This is a genomic window from Streptomyces sp. JB150 (assembly GCF_011193355.1).
Taxonomy (GTDB): domain Bacteria; phylum Actinomycetota; class Actinomycetes; order Streptomycetales; family Streptomycetaceae; genus Streptomyces.
Genome location: NZ_CP049780.1, coordinates 4,787,017 through 4,804,958 on the forward strand (window position 1 = coordinate 4,787,017; position 17,942 = coordinate 4,804,958).

Consider the following 17,942-nt stretch of genomic DNA (forward strand, 5'->3'; position numbering starts at 1 on the left):
GCCGCGGTGGCGGCACGATGTCACGAACCGTGGCCCCGCACAACGGCGTGCGGGGCCGTGCTGTCGCTGCCGCCACCGGCGCGCGTCAGCAGAGCGCGCCGAGCTGCCCGGCCGCCCGCTCGTACGCCGCCCGCACACCGGTCAGCTCGGGTCGGCCGCGCAGCGCGTGAGGAACGGGACGACGCGGTCATGGACCGGACCCCGCCAACCAGGCCTGCGGGGCAGCAGCCACCGCGCCAGCGCGACGAGTTCCGGCAACAGCCCCACGGCCGCCGGAGCCCCGCGCAGCGCCTGGAAGCGGTTGTTCAGCCGCCGGGTAACTCCCGCGCGTCGTGCGCCGTTTCGCCCTCGGTCTCGATCCGCTCGTCGTCGGCGACCGGCATGGGCACCATCGACGCCTGCAGGCTCGCCGCCGGCTGGACCGTGCCCGTGTGCGTGCCCCGCGTCAGCCACCGGGGGACTCGGTGAGCCGGTACGTACCCGACGGCAGACGCCAGGGCAGGACCGGCTCGCACGCCCCGCCGCGGGCGTCGAGATACACCACGTTGGGCATCCAGCCCCGGATTCCCGGCGTGGCGGCCACCGCCACGATCTCGCCCGCCCCCGAGACGTCCAGGGCGTCGACCCGGACGTCGAGCGCGCACACCACCTCGCGCGCCCCGGTGCGCAGATCGTGCAGGGCCAGCACTCCCGGCCCCTCGTCGGGCCCCTCGACCGCCGCGATCACGTCCGGGCCGAGGTGGGGCGTCCAGGTAGCCGCCCGCAGACCCGGGAGCAGGGCGGCACGGCCGTCCTCCAGGGACATCAGCAGGACCCGGCGGGAGCCGGCGAGCAGCCAGCGGCCGTCGCAGGAGAGGGAAGGCTCACTGCTCAGGACCGCTTCGGGCAGGGCGCCCACCCGGCGGCGCGTCCGTCCGGGCAGGTCGTAGACCCACACGATCAGCCGCGCGGCGCCGCGGCCGCGGAACTCCAGGACGACGGCGGTGCGTCCGTCGTCCGACACCGTCACCTCGGCGGCGTCCCAGAGCAGCCCCGGTGACGGCCCGCCGTCCTCGGCGAGGAGGGACAGACCGTCGCGGTACGGCCAGCGGGTCGAGGAGTGCTCCAGGGCGCCGAACCGGACCGGCTCCTCGGCCGCGGCGGTCACCCAGTGCGTCTGCAGGTAGTCGGCCGCGGGCAGGCCCGTCCAGATGCGGCCGGTGGCCCGGCGCGTGGCGAGGCTGCCGCCGCCGGGCAGGGGGCAGAAACCGAAGTCGGCCGACCCGACGGGGGTGAGGAGCTGCCCGAGGTCGGTGCGGGCCACCGACGCGGCGTCCGTGCCGCGCTCTTCGACCAGCACCGCGCGGGCTTCCAGATACGACGGGACGGTGTCGCCGGGTGTCGAGTCGGCGTAGGTCTGCTCGACCGAGTCAGCCGTGGCGTGCCGGGGGCGCGCCCGTGGGCGTCTGCCGGCGGGACCGGGGGTCCGGCGGGCCGGGACAACGGCGACCTCACTTCCGGGCGGGCGTGCGAGACGGTCTCTAGGGGCCGATGTGGTGCAGCGCGGCCCACCAGGAAGGGCGGTCGGGGCTGTTCTCACGGGCGAGACGCACCGCGTGGTCCACGGCACGGGCCACGGCGTCGTGCGATACGGCGGTCCCTCGCGGCAGTGACGTGTAGAACGCCTGGGTGGCCGCCAGGGAGGCGTAGCTCTGCAGGGGCCAGAAGGAGGCGATGACATGGGCGAAGCCCACCGCCTGCATTCCGCCCGCCAGGTGCATCGCCTGGTCGGTGAGGTGGGCGCGCCCGCGCGCGGTGTCGCAGGCCGCGAGGTACGCCAGGAACGACCGGGACGCCGCCTGGGTGTCCAGGAGGTCGCCGGTCGTCAGGGGGCCGGCCGTCGCGTGGTCGTGGCAGACCAGGTGACCGTTGTCGTCCGCTTCCGGGTCCTGTTCGGCGTGACCCGCGAAGTGCACCCAGTCGTGCGCCCTCAGCATGTCGAGCAGCACCGCACGCCGGGCGTCCCCGTCGTACAGCTCCGTCGCGCCGGGAGCCCACCGCCGCACGGCCGCCACCTCCCGGTGCGCGCCGGGCAGCCGGTCGTACCCCGGGGTGTCGCGCATGCCGACGGCGAGCACCCGGGGATCGCGGCTTAGGGCCGTACCGCGGGAGTAGGCCAGCGCGGCGAGGGTCGGCACGTACGACGACACCACACGGCCGATCACCGACTCCCCGTCCGAGGGGTGAGGCGTGAGCGCGGCGGCGGCGTGCAGCGGCAGGCCGGCCAGCGCTCCCGTGCAGCACCACCACACGCGAGGCCGCCCCGGCACGGGAGCCGCCCGCGGCCGGCTCGCCGGGCCGGCCGGCCGTGGGCGGTCCAGGTCGTCCAGGACGGGGCGGGCGACCGTCCGCCACAGCCAGTCGAGAACGGCGGCCAGAGCCCCCTCGGCCGCGGCGCGTTCCTGCGGCGAGGAGCCGCGGTGCGTGGCCCGCCACGTCGCCTCCTGCAGCTCCGCGGCCTTGCGTCCGGCCCCGTATCCGGTGAGTTCCGGCAGGGACAGCACCCGCACCGTGCCGTCGCGGACGATCAGGGCGTCACTGCGCAGACGGGAGGTGTTGACCACGACGACGCTGCCGTGGGCGCCGGCCGAATCGGCCACCAGGCCGCGCACGTCCGGCGGCCTCAGGAAGCGCTCGAGCCCCGGAACCCGGCGCAGGTCGTCCAGCACCTCACGCAGCTCGTCGGCGCGCCGGCGACGGGCGGTCAGCGCCTCGCCGAGCAGGCCGCGCCGAACCGGATCCTCGTCGACGACTGCGGACCCGTCGGCGGCGACCTGGTCGCGCAGCCGGAGAAAGCGGCTTCCCAGCCGGGGAGCGTGCGTCCCTAGCCGGGCCAGGTCCTCCCTCAGACTGAGCGACTCGGTGAGCAGCAGGCCCCGGCTGCTCTCCAGGAACTCCAGGGCGGCGTACGGGTCGCCCATGGAGATCGCGCAGGCCGCCGCATCGGCGGCCACCCCCTCCAGATGCCTCAGCAGCTGCTCGCGGTCCGGGCGGGGCAGATGCAGCGGAGCGAGCAGCGGCACGAAGGACATGGCCAGCCGGTACGCCTCGTACGCCTGCCGCCAGTCGCGCAGCCGGGCAGCGGTCCGTCCCCAGGCGACGGCCCGGTCGATCCGGTCCTGCACCCGGCCGTCGCCGCGCAGCGCGCACCAGCGGTACAGCTCCGTGGCCTCGCGGTACCGCTCGGTAAACGCCTCCGTGAAGGGGCGGCCGCCCACGATCCGGCTCTCGGCCGACAGCACGAGGATCAGCGCCAGGCCGGACCGGTAGTGGATCTCCAGCCCGGCCGGCTCGCCCCGGTAGGCGGCAAGCCCCTCGCGGTACGCCGTCTCCCCCGCCTCCAGGTCGGCCTCGGCGAGCGTGTGCCCGGCGCGCTTGTTCCACAGCCAGGCGATGGCCAGGCGGTGGCGGGCCGCCTCGGCCTGGGTCGCGCTCGCCCGCAGATTGCCGTGGGACAGCCGAACCGCTTCCTCGAAGTCCTCGCTCCGGTGCCGCTGTTCATAGCGCTGGACCAGCTTTACGGTCTTCGCGAGGGTGTGGTGACGCCGCTGGGCCGACTCCGCGGAGAAGGCGGCCACGGCACGTCCGTCCTCCTCGATGGCGAGGTCGAGCACGTCCGCCTCGCTGATCGACAGCCGGCGGGCGAACACCTCGGGGAACGTGGTGAGCAACCGGGCGAGGTTGCCGCGGTGCGCGGCCGCCTCACGCGGGCCGGGGGAGGCCTCGATCGCCTTGCGGTACAGGTCGCGCGCGTCGGGGAGGAACGTACGGTCGCCGGTGGCATGGGCGTGCAGCGCGTAGGTCGTGGCCATGTTGGCCAGGACGCCCGCCCGGTTGAGGTCCCCGGGCCGGGTCGCGTCGACCGCCGCGCGCTGGACCTCGATCGCCCGGTCCAGGAAGCGCACCTCACCGGTGGCGGTGTGCAGGGTGCGCAGCACATTGGCCCAGGTGTTGAAGAGACTGCTGCCGTCGATGCCCCGAGGGCGCGGCACCGCCTTGCCCGCCTGCTCCGCCAGCTCCTGAGCGCGGTGCAGCAGCTCGATCCGGCCGGCTGCCTCGTACAGCCTCTCACCCACCCGGCAGGCACTGTCCAGCGCGTCCGGCAGGTCCGGATGGCCGGGCGGCGCCGCCGCCAGGGCCTGCTCGGCGGCCCGCTGCGCCTCGGCCAGCAGGTCCTCGTCGGGTGCGTGGGAGTGCAGCGACAGCAGGGCGTCCGCGTACTGCGCGCGGTACATGGCGGTGCGGGGGTGCCGGTGCTGCACGGCGAGCTCCACCGCCCGGCGCAGCCGGCCGACCCGCTCTCGGAGGTCCTCTTGTCGGTTGTGCAGGTCCCAGAGGCGGTCCAGCGCGCTCGCCAGGGAGTTCTGCACGGTGGCCTCGTCCTGCCCCTGGATCGTCCCCGACCGCAAGGCCCCCTCGAGCAGCTCGCGGGCCTCCCGCGGTGCCGAGGTCTCGCTGACGCGCGCGTCGTAGAGGTCCAGCAGCGCGTTGGCCAGGTTCACCTGGTACTCGGCTTCCTCGCCCAGCGGGGCGGCGGCGCACGCTTCCCTGTGGACCGCGACGGCCTCGTCCAGCAGCGCCTCGTCGGGGTCTCGGCGGTGGCGGGAGCGCAGCGCCCGGCCGAGGCGGTCGAGAAGCGCGGCACGGGCCGGATGCGGGAACGGCACGGCGCCGAGCGTCGACCGCAGGTTCTCCACCTCGTCCACTTCGTCCGCCTCGACCCGGCCGTCGTCCGGTTGATCACCTGCGACCACAACTGCCCTCGCTTTTCCGGTGTGTTGGCTGGAGACCCTACGCTAGGCTTGCGCCGCTCAGCAGGCAGTTGTGCCAGATTGCGCAATCGATGCGGCATTGCGCCGCGGTGCCGCCTTCGGCGATGCGGAGGCGGTGCCGGGTCGGGCACCGGCACGGAGGGAGACCGTGTGAACGACGACCGGTGGGCACGAGCGGCCGAGGACGCACTGACCGTGCTGGAGCTGTTGCCGGACATGGAGGCCACGCCCCAGGAGTGGGCGCGGGTGGAACAGCTCCTCGCCACCGCCGTGGAGACGGCCGCCGACCGGCGGGACGCCGAGGCCCTGACCGCCGCCATCCGTGAGGTGAAGGACCTCACCGGCGCGTACCACGGCCCCGCCCGCCTTCCCGAGCAGCCTCCCCAGCCTCCCGGTCCACCCGTGCTCGACCGCATCCCCAAGCTGGTGCAGAAGATCGGCCGGCTGCTGCCCGGCTCCGATGCCTGACCGCGGGCTGCGCCGGCCGGCCCTCGTCGTCCACGCCTTTTTCCGCTCCTCGACCCTGTCCGCCGCGCACCCCGTCACCCCGGGCACGCCCGCGGCCCGCCCCTACCTGCGACGCCTGTGGTCGGCCTGCCGGGACCTCGGCATGCGCGACCCGGTGGGCACGCTGCCCTTCCTCGCCGGCCCCGACGACCTGCCCGACACGGTCCCGTTCGCCGCGTCGCCCGTCTTCCTGGCGGCCCGTGCCTCCGGCCCGCTGGAGTCGGACGATCAGGCGGTGCTGTGGGCACGCGGGGACGTCACGGGGCTGTCGCTCGTCCTGCCCGCCCGGCCGCAGTCCGCCCGCACGTGGGAGTCCGCCGCCGACCGCTGGGCCGCGAAGGCGCCCGCCGGGCCGGTCCCCGACGAGGTGCTGGGGGTGACGGTCGTGGCGCGGGCCCTCGGCGCCCTGCCCCGCCGGCTGCTGCGCCGGCCGGCCCGCGCCGACGCCCTCGTACGGCATGCCTCCTCCCGGCTCGGCCCGTACTCGGGGGAGCCGGGTCCGTGGACGCCGCTGTCGGCGGACCGGCTGCTCTGGGAGATCGACCGGCCGGATTCCGGCCCCCGGGTCGTGGTGGCCGTCGACCGCGGCGACGAACCCGGCCTCGACGCGTGGCTGTGGCTGACCGGCACGGCCGAACCCGCCCCCCTCACCCGCCACCTGCTCCATGCCGGCCTGGTACGGCACCACGTGCGGGTGCTGAGCGGCGCCCGGGAGGACATCCGCGCCGGCGACCGGGAGGTCACCGAGGCCGCGGACGCCCTCGGGCACCTGCACGCCCGCGCCGTGGACGACCCGGCGCCCCTGTTCGGCGAGGCCGCCCTGGAGGCGGAGGCCCGTATGGACCGGCTGCGCGCCGCCGCCCACGATCTCGCGGCCCGCCGCGCCGACCTGCGCTCCCTGTGCCGGACCGGGCAGGGGCTCGCCGCCAACATGCGGCAGGCGGTACCGCCGGCGGACCACGACGCCGCGGGCTCACCCCTCGTGGCGGACCGCGACCTCGCCGACTGGCTCGCCCAGCAGGCCGAGGACGAGGTGGAACACCTCAACGCCACCATGGAACGCGCCGAGTCGGTCATCGGCCTCGGCGGAGCGTTCGTCGCGGAACGGGCCCAGGCGCAGCGTCAGCACGCCGCGCTCGTCCAGGGCGCCCTGGTCGGCGGCCTTCTCGCTGTGCTGGCCGCCGTCCAGTCGCTCCAGTACAAGGTCCACATGGCGGCCGTCCTGGACGCTCCGGTCATCACCCTGATCGGACTTCTCGCCGTCGTCCTGCCGACCGGCGGCCGGCGCCTGCTGCGTGCGGGCCGGGAGCCGACGACACCCGTCCTGTTCGACCTCGTGGGCGTCACGCTGCTCGGCGGAGCGGTCGGCTGGCTGCTGACGACGGTCCTCTTCCACGCGCGCCACGGCCAGGCGGCTCCCGTGGCGTGGTCGGTGTCGGCCGCGGCCGTCTGTTCGTCCGGCGCCTGGCTGTCGGCCCGGGCACGCTTCAGGAGGTAACACACGATGGGTCTGTTCAGTCGTCGCGGCACCTCGTCCCGCGCCGGTTCCGCCGCGCCGTCCCTGCTGCTCGGCTCCGGGCGGAAGCTCACCAGTTCGCTGGCCCTGGGCGACAGCGTCCAGTGCGTGGAGGAACTGATGGACGGCTATCGCGACCGCAAGTACGCCGCGCTCCCGCACCTGGTGCCGGCCGGCCACCTCTGGCACGGTGCCGCGCAGGAGGCGCCGGCGGCCGTGTATGCGAGTGCGGACCAGGCCGGCGACTTCGTCCTGTTCGCCTTCGGCCGCGGCGGCACCGGCACGCGCATCGGGGTGTTCCCGCTGGGGTTCGGCTCCAAGCGGCTGAACACGCCGCTGATCGGCCACCTCAAAACGCGTGACCCTTCGCTGAGTTCGGTCGGCGCCTTTCCGGAGGGGGTCGTCTCCCTCACCGCTCCGACGGTCCCGCCCACGCTCGTCGAGGACACGCTGACCGCGGCCGCGTACCCGCACACGGCCGGGAACCTGGCCCGGGTGGCCGACCGGCTGTTCACCATGGCCGCCACCAAGGGCTACCAGTTCGTCAGCGGGATGGAGTCGGAGGCGGCCGCTCGCCGCCGCAGCGCCGCGTGGCAGCGGCGTGCCGAGAACAGCGCCACGCTGGTCGAGCCGGTCCAGCTGGTCCTGGACGACCTGGCGAGCTGGCAGCCCGGTGTCCTTCCGTACATCCAGGACCTTCCCCTGCGTGTGCAGAGCGTGCTGCTCGAAGCGGTGGGTCTGGAGGGGAGTTTCTGGGAGGCGCTGGAGCGGCGGTGAGCGCGGTGCATCCGTGGCGCCCGGTCCGCGCGTCGCTGCGGGTGCACGCGGACCGGGGCCGTTCAGGGGGGAGAGGTCAGCGGGACGCGAGTTCCCGCGGTCCCAGCGCCTCCGCGTGCGCGTCCATCCGCTCGGCGGCGAGGATCGCGGCGGCGGTGTCCGCGCGGGAGGCCGCGACCACCAGCGCCCGGCCGGCGAGCGCGTGCGCCCGCTGGTGCAGCGCCGCGAGGTGCGGCTCGGACACCGCGCTCACCGCGGAGCGGACCGGCGCCTTGCCGCCCCGCAGCCGGGCCACCTGCTCCGCCAGTCGCGCGGCGGCGGTGTCCAGGTCGTCGGAGGGGGCCAGGGCGCGCAGCTCGTCGGTCACGGCGAGCAGCGCGGCGAGATGGCCCGCGAGCTGGATGTCCAGCTCCTCCTCGCGCGACCGGTGGGGGAAGTCCGGGGTGCCGGCCATCGTGTGGACCGACTTCGTGCGGATCGGTTCGTACATGGGATGGCCTCCTGTGCTGTGACAGAAGGCATCCTACATTAGATTCGTTCTAAAGTTGAGAGTGATCCCGGAACCTGGGGTGCGGAGTATTACGGCTGGCTGTAGCCGTCCAGGAAGTTCCCGATCCGCCCGATCGCGTCGCGCAGATCGCCCGCCGTCGGCAGCGTCACGACCCGGAAGTGGTCCGGCTCGGGCCAGTTGAAGCCGGTGCCCTGGACGACCATGATCTTCTCCTGCCGCAGCAGGTCCAGCACCATCCGCCGGTCGTCCTTGATCTTGAAGACCTTCGGGTCGAGGCGCGGGAAGAGGTACAGCGCGCCCTTCGGACGGACACAGCTCACGCCCGGGATCCGGGTCAGCATCTCGTACGCGACGTCCAGCTGCTCCTTCAGCCGCCCGCCCGGCAGCACCAGGTCGTTGATCGTCTGGCGTCCGCTGAGCGCGGCGACCACCCCGTGCTGGCCCGGCATGTTCGCGCACAGCCGCATGTTCGCCAGGATCGTCAGACCCTCGATGTAGGAGTCGGCGTGCGCGCGCGGGCCGGAGATCGACATCCAGCCGACCCGGTAGCCGGCCACCCGGTACGCCTTCGACATGCCGTTGAAGGTCAGGGTGAGCAGATCGGGGGCGACGGCGGCGGTGGGGGTGTGCGTGGCGCCGTCGTAGAGGATCTTGTCGTAGATCTCGTCGGAGCACACCAGCAGGTTGTGGCGGCGGGCGATGTCGGTGAGGCCCCTGAGGACGGCCTCGTCGTAGACCGCGCCGGTCGGGTTGTTCGGGTTGATGATGACGATCGCCTTGGTGCGGTCGGTCACCTTGCGCTCGACGTCGGCCAGGTCCGGCATCCAGTCGGACTGCTCGTCGCAGCGGTAGTGCACGGCCGTACCGCCCGACAGCGAGACCGCGGCGGTCCACAGCGGGTAGTCCGGGGCGGGCACCAGCACCTCGTCGCCGTCGTCCAGCAGGCCCTGCATCGCCATGACGATCAGCTCGGAGACGCCGTTGCCGATGAAGACGTGCTCGACGTCGGTCTCGATGCCGATGGTCTGGTTGTGCATGACCACCGCCCGGCGCGCGGCCAGCAGACCCTTCGCGTCGCCGTAGCCGTGGGCCGTCGAGACGTTGCGGAGGATGTCCTCCAGGATCTCGGGCGGGCACTCGAAGCCGAACGCCGCCGGGTTGCCGGTGTTCAGCTTGAGGATGCGGTGACCGGCCGCTTCCAGCCGCATCGCCTCCTCGAGCACCGGACCCCGGATCTCGTAACAGACGTTGGCGAGCTTGGTCGACTGGATCACCTGCATGTCTGGGAGCTTACGGCCGGGTATCGCTGCGCGGGTCGTGTTTTCCGCCACGTGAGACGAGCGATTTGGGCCGGTATGACTCCGCACTGTCCCTGGAGTCACTCCAGTCCCTAGAATGCGCGGCCATGTCCGAGCCCCCCGGAACGGGTGAACAGCAGGGTCCGCCGATGGTGTACCAGCCGCAGCCGGAGCACGTCCCGGCCTACGAGGAGTACGCCGACCCGGCGGCGGCACACGGCTGGCAGAGCGCCTACGACGAGACCCGCGAGCTGCCCCCGCTCACCCCGCCCGGGCCCCGCCGCTCGCGGCGCAAGCCCAGCCCGTGGTGGCAGCGGCGGGCGGCCGGGGCCGTGGTCGCCGCGGGCGCGGTGTCCGCGGCGGCGCTGATCGCCGGGTTCTCCCTGGCGGGGTCCCCGTCCCCGGACGGCGGGGCGCGCGGCGAGAAGGACCGCACCAGTCCGGCGGCCGGCGACCAGGGCGCGGGGACGCCGTCCGGCGCGGACCGGGACACCCGGAAGGCCGGCCCGCTCCCCGAGGCCGGCACCGGCACCGGCACCGGCACCGCGCCGGCGCCGGACTCCACCCCGTCGCCGAGCACACCGGCGAGCGGCGGCCCCGGCTCCGCCACGCCCTCCGGGTCCCCCACCCCCGCCCCGACGTCCACCACCACGCCCCCGGCCGCCCCGGCGCCCTCCACCACCGCCACCGCGACCCCCGTTCCGGACGACGCCCCCGGCAACGCCAACGGCAACCCGGGCCGCGGTCCGGGCGGTACCAAGCGCCCCAAGTGAGCCGGGCGACGGGCCGGTGGCGGCCCGGTGGTCACCGGGCGGCGGCCGCCGGGCGAGCGTTGATCCCGCCGAGAGGCGCGCGCTAAGGTGCCACGCGCCGGCGCACCGCGCTCACACAACGCCCCGCGCACGGCACCTGTGCACACCGCGGACACGTCGGGCCCGGGGTTCGGGTCTCGGCGCTCGACGAGGGTGGAGTGGACCGATGCGGCGATGAGGACCGGACCGAGGGCGATGCGGCGGCTCAGCGCCCGCCTGGTGGACGGCTTACGGCCGCTCCTCGCCGCCGAGGAGGTCATCCCGGCGACGGCCCGGGCCCTCAGCGACGTGCGAGGGCGCCCGGTGCACCTGCGCCAGGCCGTGTTCCCGCCGTTCACGGCCAGCGGGGTCTGGGTGGACCGCACCGATCACGACCTGATCGTCTACGAGGAGAACACCGACCCCGAGCACCAGCTGGTGATCATCGGCCACGAGGCGTGGCACATGTTCCAGGGTCACGGCCACACCGGCACCGCCACTGGGGACGGCGCCGGCGAAGGTGACGGTGACGGTGACCACGCGCCCGCCGCCCCCCGCGCCCCCCGCGCCTCTCGCCCCGCCGGCCGCGGCCCGGCCGCGACGCTCGCGGAGTTCGTCGCCGCCCTCGCCGAGGCCACCCGCACCGACCTGCCGCCCGGCGCGCGCATGGACGCCTCCCTCCACTTCGCGGCACGCACCGAGGGGCACCGCGTGCGGGAGGAACTCGACGCCGAGCACTTCGGCTTCCGGTTCGCCACCGACGTCCGGGCCGTCCTCCACGAGGACCGCTCGCCCGGCGACCCGCACGACCTCACCGGCCGGATCCGGGCCTCCATGGCCCACCGCTTCCAGCGCTGAGGACGGCCCGCCCAGTGACCTTCGGAACGAGCGACGCCGGTTTCTACGTGTGCGGGGCCATGCTGCTGCTGGTGGGCGCCGTGAAGCTGCCCGCACTCGTGCGAAGACGCCACGACACCCTGCTGCGCGCGGCCTGTCTGCTGCTCTTCTCCGCCGGCTGCCTGATGCTCTTCGCCGCCCCCGCGTCCATCGCCCGGCTCAACCGGCTCACGGACGTCCCCAACCTCGCCGCCCCCGTCGTCTACGCGACGACGACCGTGTTCTCCGGCGCCAGCCTGCTGCTCATCGTCAACTGGCGCCCGGCGTCACCGGAGCGGACCCGGCGCATCTCCCGCCTGTGCGTGATCGCGTACGGCCTCACGGCCCTCGCCGTCGTCGCCCTGTTCGCGGCGGGCAGCGCGCCCGTCGAGCAGCCCGTCTCGTTCGACGCCCACTACGCCACCACGCCGTTCCTCCGCGAGATGATCGTCCTCTACCTCGTCGCGCAGGGCGTGGCCATGACGGCCGCGAGCGTCCTGTGCCGGCGCTGGTCCGCGCAGGTCCGCGGGTCGCTCCGGGCGGGCCTGCGCATCCTCGGCCCGGCCTACGCGATCATCGTCTGCTACGACGTGCTGCGGCTGGTGGCGGTCGCCGCCCGCTGGACGGGCCACGACCTGGACTTCCTGGTGAGCGAGGTCACCCCGCTCCTCGCCCCGCCCGCCTGCGTCCTCGGCGCCCTCGGCTTCGCCGTGCCGCTCGCCGGACCCCGGGTCGCCGAACAGGTCAGGACCGTACGGGAGTTGTGGCAGCTCGCCCCGCTGTGGCGGGCGCTGCGGGACGTGCGCACGCCGGGCGCCGTACGCGCCCCGCTGCCGTGGTGGCGGACTCCGCCGCCGCTGCTGCTGACGGGCCGCAGGACGGCCCTGTACGACGCCATCCTCGCCCTGACGCCGTACTGCGACCCGGCCCTGCGCGAACGCGCCTACCGCAGGGCACTGTCCGACGGCGCCGACCCCTCGCACGCGGCGGCCGTCGCGGACGCGATCGCCCTCCTCGACGCCCACGCCCGACAACACAGGCCACCCGGACCCCCACCAGACGCCCCGGAGGCCTCGGGCGCCCCGAACCCCCCGGTGGCCCCGGTCGCCCCGGTCGCTCCGCCGGCCTCCGGCACCACGGACCCCTCGGCCGCCGCCGACACCCCGCCCACGCCGGACACCCCAGGCACGCCGCGCGCCCCGCGTACCCCGGGCGCAGCCCACACCCCGGCCACCCCGGCCACCCCGGCCGGCCCAGCTACCCCCGCTACCCCGGACGTTCCGCCCGCGCGCGTCCGGCGGGCGCGCGATCTCGTCGCGCTGGCGCGGGCGTTGGCCTCGCCCGTGGTGCGGGAGTTCCGGGGGCGCCGGGGGTTCCGGGGGCGCCGGGAGTCCTTCCGCTTCGCCGACCCGTCCGACGTATCGCAGAAAGCAGCCCGCCATGAGTGATGTCCCGCAGCCCGGCCAGGGCCCCCGTCCCGGTTCCGCCCACGCCGTCGTCGTCGGCGGCAGCATCGCGGGGATGCTGGCCGCCGCCGCGGTGCGGGAGTACGTCGGATCCGTGGAGATCGTGGAGGCGCACGAGCTGCCCGACGGTCCGGAACCCCGTACCGGAGTGCCGCAGGCCGCGCACATCCACTTCCTGCAGACCGGGGGAGTGGCGGCGATCGAGACGCTGCTGCCGGGAAGTGTCGAGCGGCTGCTGGCCGCGGGGGCCCACCGCATCCCCGTGACCGGCGGCATGGTGATCTGCTCGCCGGAGGGCTGGTACCGCCGCTGGCGGCGCAGCACCCACCATCTGATCACCGCCAGCCGGGACCTGACCGACTCGGTGGTGCGAGCCCGGGTCCTGGCGGACCCCCGGGTGCGCGTGCGGACGCGGACGAGGGCCGTCGGCCTGCTCGGCAGCCGCCACCGCGTCACCGGCATACGCGTGCGCGGCGCCGACGGCACGGAGGCGGAGCTGCGGGCCGACCTGGTGATCGACGCCTCCGGCCGCGGCTCGCGCACGCCCCGCTGGCTCGCCGGGCTGGGCGTCACCGGGCTCACCGAGGACCGTGTCGACTCCGGACTCGTCTACGCCAGCCGCGTCTACCGCGCCCCGGTGCCCACCCGCGGCTGGCCGGTGATCGGCATCCAGGCCGACCCGCGGCTGCCCCGGCCGGGCAACGCCGGCGGCCTCCTGCCGATCGAAGGCGACCGCTGGCACGTCAGCCTGATGGGCGCCCCCGGCGGGGAGCCCACCGCGGACCCGGACGCCTTCGAGCCCTTCGCCCGCACCCTGCGCCACCCGCTCATCGCCGACCTCATCGCCCACGCCACACCGCTCACCGGCGTCAGCGTCACGCGCAGCACCGCCAACCGGCGGTACGCCTACGAACGGCTTCCCCGCTGGCCGGAGGGCCTGGTGGTGCTGGGCGACGCCGTCGCGGCCGTCAACCCCCTGTACGGGCAGGGTGTCTCGGCCACCGCCCAGAGCGCCGTCGCCCTGCGCGACCTGGTCGCGGGAGGTCTCGTCCCCGGTCTGGCCCGGCGCGTCCAGCGGGCCGTCGCCCGCAGCGTCGACACCGCGTGGACGCTGTCCGTCGGGCAGGACATTCACTTCCCCACCACCACGGGCCGGCGCCCGAGCCCCGCCGACCGCCTGCTGCACCGCTATGTCGGCCGGCTCTCCCGCACCGCGACCGGCTCGTTCCACGCGGCGACGGCCCTGACCGACGTCCTGGCGCTGCGGGCCACGCCGCTGTCCCTGGTCCGGCCGAGCGTGCTGCTGTCGGCGCTGGCGGGGCCGCTGCGGCCGCAGCTGGACGGCCCGCAGTTCACCGCGGCCGAACGCGCGCTGCTGGCCGCCCTGGAGCGGCCCGCCGCGACGGCCGGGCAGCCGGTGACCGGGGGCGCGGGGTGACGCGCCCGCGCCCGACGCGTGGCGGATAACCCTCCTTGCCGCCCCCTCCCCTCACCACGACGATGTCCATGACAAGACAGTGGGCGGCCGGACGACCTCCGGCCGCCCCCGTCGCACAGAGGGGACCCCCATGAAGAAGCCTCTCCTCGCCACGCTCGCGGCCCTGGTGATCACCGGGGCGGGCGCGGCACCCGCCGTCGCGGCCACGCCGGACACCGGGACGGCGCCCGCGGCCCGGGCGGTGAACCTCGCCGGGACCGTGGCGCTGAGCAACTGCTCCGGCGCGGTCGTCCGCATGCCGGACTCCGCGGCCGACGACCCGGCGCTGGCGCTCACCAACGGCCACTGCCTGGAGTCCGGCTTCCCCGGTCCCGGCGAGGTCGTCGTCGACCGCGCCTCCACCCGCTCCTTCGGCCTGCTGAACGCCGCGGGCACCCGGGTGGCGACCCTGCGCGCGAACAAGATCGCCTACGCGACCATGACCGGCACCGACGCCGCCGTCTACCAGCTCACCCGCACCTACGCCCAGATCAAGAGCTCCTACGGCATCGACGCGCTCACCCTGAACGACACCCGTCCGGCCGCCGGCACCGCCATCAGCGTCGTCTCCGGCTACTGGAAGCGCGTCTACACCTGCTCCATCGACGGCTTCGCCCACCAGCTGCGCGAGGGCGACTGGACCTGGACGGACTCCGTCCGCTACACCCCCGCCTGCGACACCGTCGGCGGCACCTCCGGCTCCCCGGTCGTCGACCACTCCACCGGCCGGGTCGTCGCCGTCAACAACACCGGCAACGAGAGCGGCGGGCGCTGCACCCTCAACAACCCCTGCGAGGTGGACGCGAGCGGCAACGTCACCGTCCGCCAGGGCGTCAACTACGCCCAGCAGACCTACCCGTTCGCCGCCTGCTTCGGCCTCGACAGCAAGCTCGACCTGTACGCGAGCGGCTGCACCCTGCCCAAGCCGTGAGCCCTGAGCCGTAAGCCGTAAGCCCTGAGCCCAAGGCCTCACACGGGCGTCCTGCGCACCGAGCGGCCCGCCAGGACGTCCGTGCGCCGCCCGTCCTCGATCACGAACCGGCCGTCCACCAGAACGTGGGGGATGCCCGTCGGCAGCGTGCGCGGACGCTCGTACGTCGATCCGGCCGCCACCGTGGCCGGGTCGAACAGCACCAGGTCCGCCCGGTACCCCTCGCGCACCACGCCCCGGTCCGGCAGCCGCAGCCGGGCCGCCGGGCGGGAGGTGAGGTGGGCGACGCACTCCTCCAGGGACAGCACGCCCAGCTCGCGGACGTAGTGGCCGAGGTAGTGCGGGAAGGTGCCGTAGGCGCGCGGATGCGGCTTCGCGCCCTGGAGGATGCCGTCGGAGCCGCCGGTGTGGACGCGGTGGCGCATGATCGCCCGGACGTTCTCCTCGTGGCCGACGTGCTGAAGGATCGAGGTGGCCAGGCGGTCCTCCAGCAGCAACCGGCGGGCCGCCCCCCAGCCGTCCAGGCGGCGGCCGATCCAGCCGGCGAGCGCCGGGTCGCCGACCCCGGAGATCTCGATCGTGTGCCACTCCACCGGCACCCCGTGGCAGCCGTCCGACCCGGTGACCTCCAGGTGGTGGCGGATCCGCTCGGCCGTCGCGTCGTCCGCCAGCCGGGCGAGCGCCGCGTCCGGGCCGCCCTCGCCCGCCCAGCTCGGCAGCAGCGCCGCGAGCGTGGTGCTGCCGGGCGTGTAGGGGTAGGTGTCGAGGCTGATGTCCGCGCCCGCCGCCAGCGCCTCGTCCAGCAGCGCCAGCAGCTCGGGCGCGCGGCCCTCATTGACCCCGAAGTTCATGGTGGCGTGCGCCAGGTGCAGCGCGCAGCCCGCCTCCCGGGCGAGCGCCACCATCTCCGCGTACGCCTCCAGCGCGCCCGCCCCGTAGGAGCGGTGGTGCGGGCAGTAGTAGCCGCCGTACGACGCCACCACCCGGCACAGCTCGGTCAGTTCGGCGTCCTTCGCGTACATGCCCGGCGTGTACGTCAGCCCGGACGACATGCCGACCGCACCCTGCTCCAGGCCCTCGGCGACCAGCCGGCGCATCCGGTCCAGCTCGGCCGGGGTCGCCTCGCGGTCCTCCCAGCCGACGGCGAGCGCGCGGACCGTGCCCTGGGGGATCAGGTAGGCCGCGTTGACGGCGATGCCCCCGTCCAGCCGGTCCAGGTACTCGCCGACCGACCGCCAGTCGAAGTCGATGTCGTCGCCGGAGCCGTTCCAGCCGGTGATCGCGCGGCGCACCCCGTCGAGGGTCCGGTCGTCGACCGGCGCGTACGACAGCCCGTCCTGGCCGATCACCTCCAGCGTCACGCCCTGCGCGGCCTTCGCGCTGTGGTCGGGGTCGCGCAGCAGCGCCAGGTCGCTGTGGGCGTGCATGTCGATGAAGCCGGGGGCGAGGACCAGGCCCTCGGCGTCCAGTTCCCGCATCGCCGACGGGCGCTGGCAACCGGCCGCCGCGGCCTCCTTGACGATCGACACGATCCGGCCGCCGTCCACCACCACGTCGGCGCGGTAGGACGGCGCGCCGGTGCCGTCGACGACCTCCGCGTCCCGGATGACGAGATCTTCCACTGCCGGGCCCCCTAGAAGAACGTGCGGACGTAGTCGACGACCGTGCCGTCGGCCTCGGCCACCGGGATCAGCTGCCACTTGTCGAACGACGTGCACGGGTGGGACAGCCCGAGGCCGACCCAGTCGCCGACCTCCAGGTCCGCCTCCGGTGAGGTGCGCAGCCAGGCGTGCTGGTCGGACAGGCCCGTCACCTCGATCCCGGCGGCCGGGCGCTCGGTGCCGCCGCGGCGCACCACGCGGGCGACCGGCAGGTCCAGGTCGTGGGCCGCGTCCCGCTTGCCCGCGTTGACGAAGGCCTGCTCGGCCGTGGGCCGCGACACCACCTGCGCCCACAGCCGGAACGCGGGCTCCAGCGCGCCCTCCCCGGGCATCCGGGTGAACGGGGTCAGCCGGCGGTAGTGGCCGTCGTCATGCGAGACGTACGCCCCGGAGCGCAGCAGCTTCAGCACCGGCGCGGACAGTTCGGGGAGCGCGGCGAAGGCGTCGGCCACCGCGTCGAACCAGGCGCTGCCGCCCGCGCTCACCACGATCTCGTCCAGCCCCGCGAACCGGCCCGCCTTGTCGAACTCCACGGCCAGCGCGACCAGCCGGTCCAGCCACGCCCGCACCCGCTCCGGTGTCGCCCGCGGCACCTCGCCCTCGTACCCGGCGACCCCGGCCAGGCGCAGCGTCCGGGCGGCGGCCACCGCGTCCGCGACCCGGGCGCACTCCGCCTCCGTGCGCACCCCCGTCCGGGCGCCCTCGCCCGCGGCCAGCTCCACGACCACGTCCACCGGGCGGGGCGCGCCGGCCTCCGCCAGCGCCGCGTCCATCAGCTCCACGCCGCGCACCGAGTCGGCGTAGCAGACGAAGCGGAACGCCGGGTCGGCCAGCTCGGCGGCCAGCCAGCGCAGGGCCGCCGCGTCCACCAGCTCGTTCGCCAGGAACACCCGCCGCACGCCGAACGCCCGCGCCACCCGCACCTGGTGCGGCACCGCGAGCGTGATGCCCCAGGCGCCGTGCTCGATCTGGCGGGCGAACAGCTGCGGCGCCATGGAGGTCTTGCCGTGCGGGGCGAAGGCCAGGCCGTGCCGCTGGGTGTACGCGGCCATCAGCCGCAGGTTGTGCTCCAGGTGCTCGGCGGACAGCGCCAGGACGGGGGTGGTGAAGCCGCCGGTGAACAGGTTGCGGCGCTGGGCGGCCAGCTCGCCGACGGTGAGCCCGTCGGCGTCCGGCGGGAGGCCCCGGAAGCGGTGGTCGACGCGTTCGTCCGAGAGCCGGGCGAGGGCTTCGCTGCTCATGAAGAGCCTCCGATCAGGTGCGTTGCGCATTCTGCAACGTCCATTGCGTATGTCGCTTACCGCTGTCTAACATCTCGGC

The 17,942-nt window shown here is 74.9% G+C and carries 14 protein-coding genes; 8 read left to right on the forward strand and 6 right to left on the reverse strand.

Annotated features, from left to right (window positions below; all coding sequences use genetic code 11):
- Nucleotides 1–445: 445 nt before the first annotated feature.
- Nucleotides 446–1,339 (reverse strand): hypothetical protein, encoded by an 894-nt coding sequence (locus G7Z13_RS22315; protein ID WP_166001988.1) that lies wholly within the window; start codon nt 1,337–1,339, stop codon nt 446–448.
- Between the two features lie 181 nt (nt 1,340–1,520).
- Nucleotides 1,521–4,793, reverse strand: a complete 3,273-nt coding sequence (locus tag G7Z13_RS22320; RefSeq protein ID WP_166001990.1) for a CHAT domain-containing protein — start codon at nt 4,791–4,793, stop codon at nt 1,521–1,523.
- A gap of 168 nt (nt 4,794–4,961) precedes the next feature.
- On the opposite strand from G7Z13_RS22320, the gene G7Z13_RS22325 reads away from it, so the two are divergent.
- Genes G7Z13_RS22325 through G7Z13_RS22335 form a run of 3 tightly spaced genes read left to right on the forward strand, consistent with a single transcriptional unit; the run spans nt 4,962 to nt 7,611 of the window.
- Nucleotides 4,962–5,279, forward strand: coding sequence for a CATRA system-associated protein (locus tag G7Z13_RS22325; protein WP_166001991.1), 318 nt, complete (start codon nt 4,962–4,964; stop codon nt 5,277–5,279).
- Nucleotides 5,272–6,816: a CATRA conflict system CASPASE/TPR repeat-associated protein gene (locus G7Z13_RS22330; protein WP_166001993.1), complete on the forward strand. Its 1,545-nt coding sequence runs from the start codon at nt 5,272–5,274 to the stop codon at nt 6,814–6,816. The genes G7Z13_RS22325 and G7Z13_RS22330 overlap by 8 nt, the downstream gene beginning before the upstream one ends.
- A gap of 6 nt (nt 6,817–6,822) precedes the next feature.
- Entirely contained in the window at nt 6,823–7,611 is a 789-nt protein-coding gene (locus tag G7Z13_RS22335; protein ID WP_166001995.1) for a hypothetical protein, read from the forward strand.
- 76 nt (nt 7,612–7,687) lie between these two features.
- Here G7Z13_RS22335 and G7Z13_RS22340 read toward each other — a convergent pair whose 3' ends face one another.
- Complete coding sequence (locus tag G7Z13_RS22340) at nt 7,688–8,101, reverse strand: hypothetical protein (RefSeq protein ID WP_166001998.1); 414 nt, start codon at nt 8,099–8,101, stop codon at nt 7,688–7,690.
- Nucleotides 8,102–8,190: 89 nt separating this feature from the next.
- Entirely contained in the window at nt 8,191–9,402 is a 1,212-nt protein-coding gene (locus G7Z13_RS22345) for a pyridoxal phosphate-dependent aminotransferase (protein WP_166002000.1), read from the reverse strand.
- Between the two features lie 125 nt (nt 9,403–9,527).
- Between G7Z13_RS22345 and G7Z13_RS22350 the strand changes: the two genes are divergently transcribed.
- From G7Z13_RS22350 to G7Z13_RS22370, 5 genes are all read left to right on the forward strand, one after another.
- Nucleotides 9,528–10,193 (forward strand): hypothetical protein, encoded by a 666-nt coding sequence (locus G7Z13_RS22350; RefSeq protein ID WP_166002002.1) that lies wholly within the window; start codon nt 9,528–9,530, stop codon nt 10,191–10,193.
- A 213-nt stretch (nt 10,194–10,406) separates the two neighbouring features.
- On the forward strand, nt 10,407–11,069 hold the full coding sequence (locus G7Z13_RS22355) for a hypothetical protein (protein ID WP_166002004.1): 663 nt from the start codon (nt 10,407–10,409) through the stop codon (nt 11,067–11,069).
- 14 nt (nt 11,070–11,083) lie between these two features.
- Entirely contained in the window at nt 11,084–12,535 is a 1,452-nt protein-coding gene (locus G7Z13_RS22360) for an MAB_1171c family putative transporter (RefSeq protein WP_166002007.1), read from the forward strand.
- Between the two features lie 73 nt (nt 12,536–12,608).
- Nucleotides 12,609–13,991, forward strand: coding sequence for an FAD-dependent monooxygenase (locus G7Z13_RS22365; protein WP_240926523.1), 1,383 nt, complete (start codon nt 12,609–12,611; stop codon nt 13,989–13,991).
- Nucleotides 13,992–14,121: 130 nt separating this feature from the next.
- Nucleotides 14,122–14,961, forward strand: coding sequence for a serine protease (locus G7Z13_RS22370; RefSeq protein WP_166002010.1), 840 nt, complete (start codon nt 14,122–14,124; stop codon nt 14,959–14,961).
- Between the two features lie 38 nt (nt 14,962–14,999).
- Here the strand turns inward: G7Z13_RS22370 and G7Z13_RS22375 are convergent, their stop codons facing one another.
- Together G7Z13_RS22375 and G7Z13_RS22380 are read right to left on the reverse strand one after the other, a co-directional pair.
- A complete protein-coding gene (locus G7Z13_RS22375) occupies nt 15,000–16,583 on the reverse strand; it encodes a D-aminoacylase (protein ID WP_166002012.1) in 1,584 nt (527 codons plus the stop codon).
- Between the two features lie 11 nt (nt 16,584–16,594).
- Nucleotides 16,595–17,863, reverse strand: coding sequence for an alanine racemase (locus G7Z13_RS22380; protein WP_166002014.1), 1,269 nt, complete (start codon nt 17,861–17,863; stop codon nt 16,595–16,597).
- Nucleotides 17,864–17,942 lie beyond the last annotated feature (79 nt).

What these genes read in the sequence shown, in the direction of transcription:
- G7Z13_RS22330 (WP_166001993.1), top strand. Translation starts at nt 5,272, where the DNA reads ATGCCTGACCGCGGGCTGCGCCGGCCGGCCCTCGTCGTCCACGCCTTT.
- G7Z13_RS22335 (WP_166001995.1), top strand. Translation starts at nt 6,823, where the DNA reads ATGGGTCTGTTCAGTCGTCGCGGCACCTCGTCCCGCGCCGGTTCCGCC.
- G7Z13_RS22340 (WP_166001998.1), bottom strand. Translation starts at nt 8,101, where the DNA reads ATGTACGAACCGATCCGCACGAAGTCGGTCCACACGATGGCCGGCACC.
- G7Z13_RS22345 (WP_166002000.1), bottom strand. Translation starts at nt 9,402, where the DNA reads ATGCAGGTGATCCAGTCGACCAAGCTCGCCAACGTCTGTTACGAGATC.
- G7Z13_RS22350 (WP_166002002.1), top strand. Translation starts at nt 9,528, where the DNA reads ATGTCCGAGCCCCCCGGAACGGGTGAACAGCAGGGTCCGCCGATGGTG.
- G7Z13_RS22355 (WP_166002004.1), top strand. Translation starts at nt 10,407, where the DNA reads ATGAGGACCGGACCGAGGGCGATGCGGCGGCTCAGCGCCCGCCTGGTG.
- G7Z13_RS22365 (WP_240926523.1), top strand. Translation starts at nt 12,609, where the DNA reads ATGCTGGCCGCCGCCGCGGTGCGGGAGTACGTCGGATCCGTGGAGATC.
- G7Z13_RS22370 (WP_166002010.1), top strand. Translation starts at nt 14,122, where the DNA reads ATGAAGAAGCCTCTCCTCGCCACGCTCGCGGCCCTGGTGATCACCGGG.
- G7Z13_RS22380 (WP_166002014.1), bottom strand. Translation starts at nt 17,863, where the DNA reads ATGAGCAGCGAAGCCCTCGCCCGGCTCTCGGACGAACGCGTCGACCAC.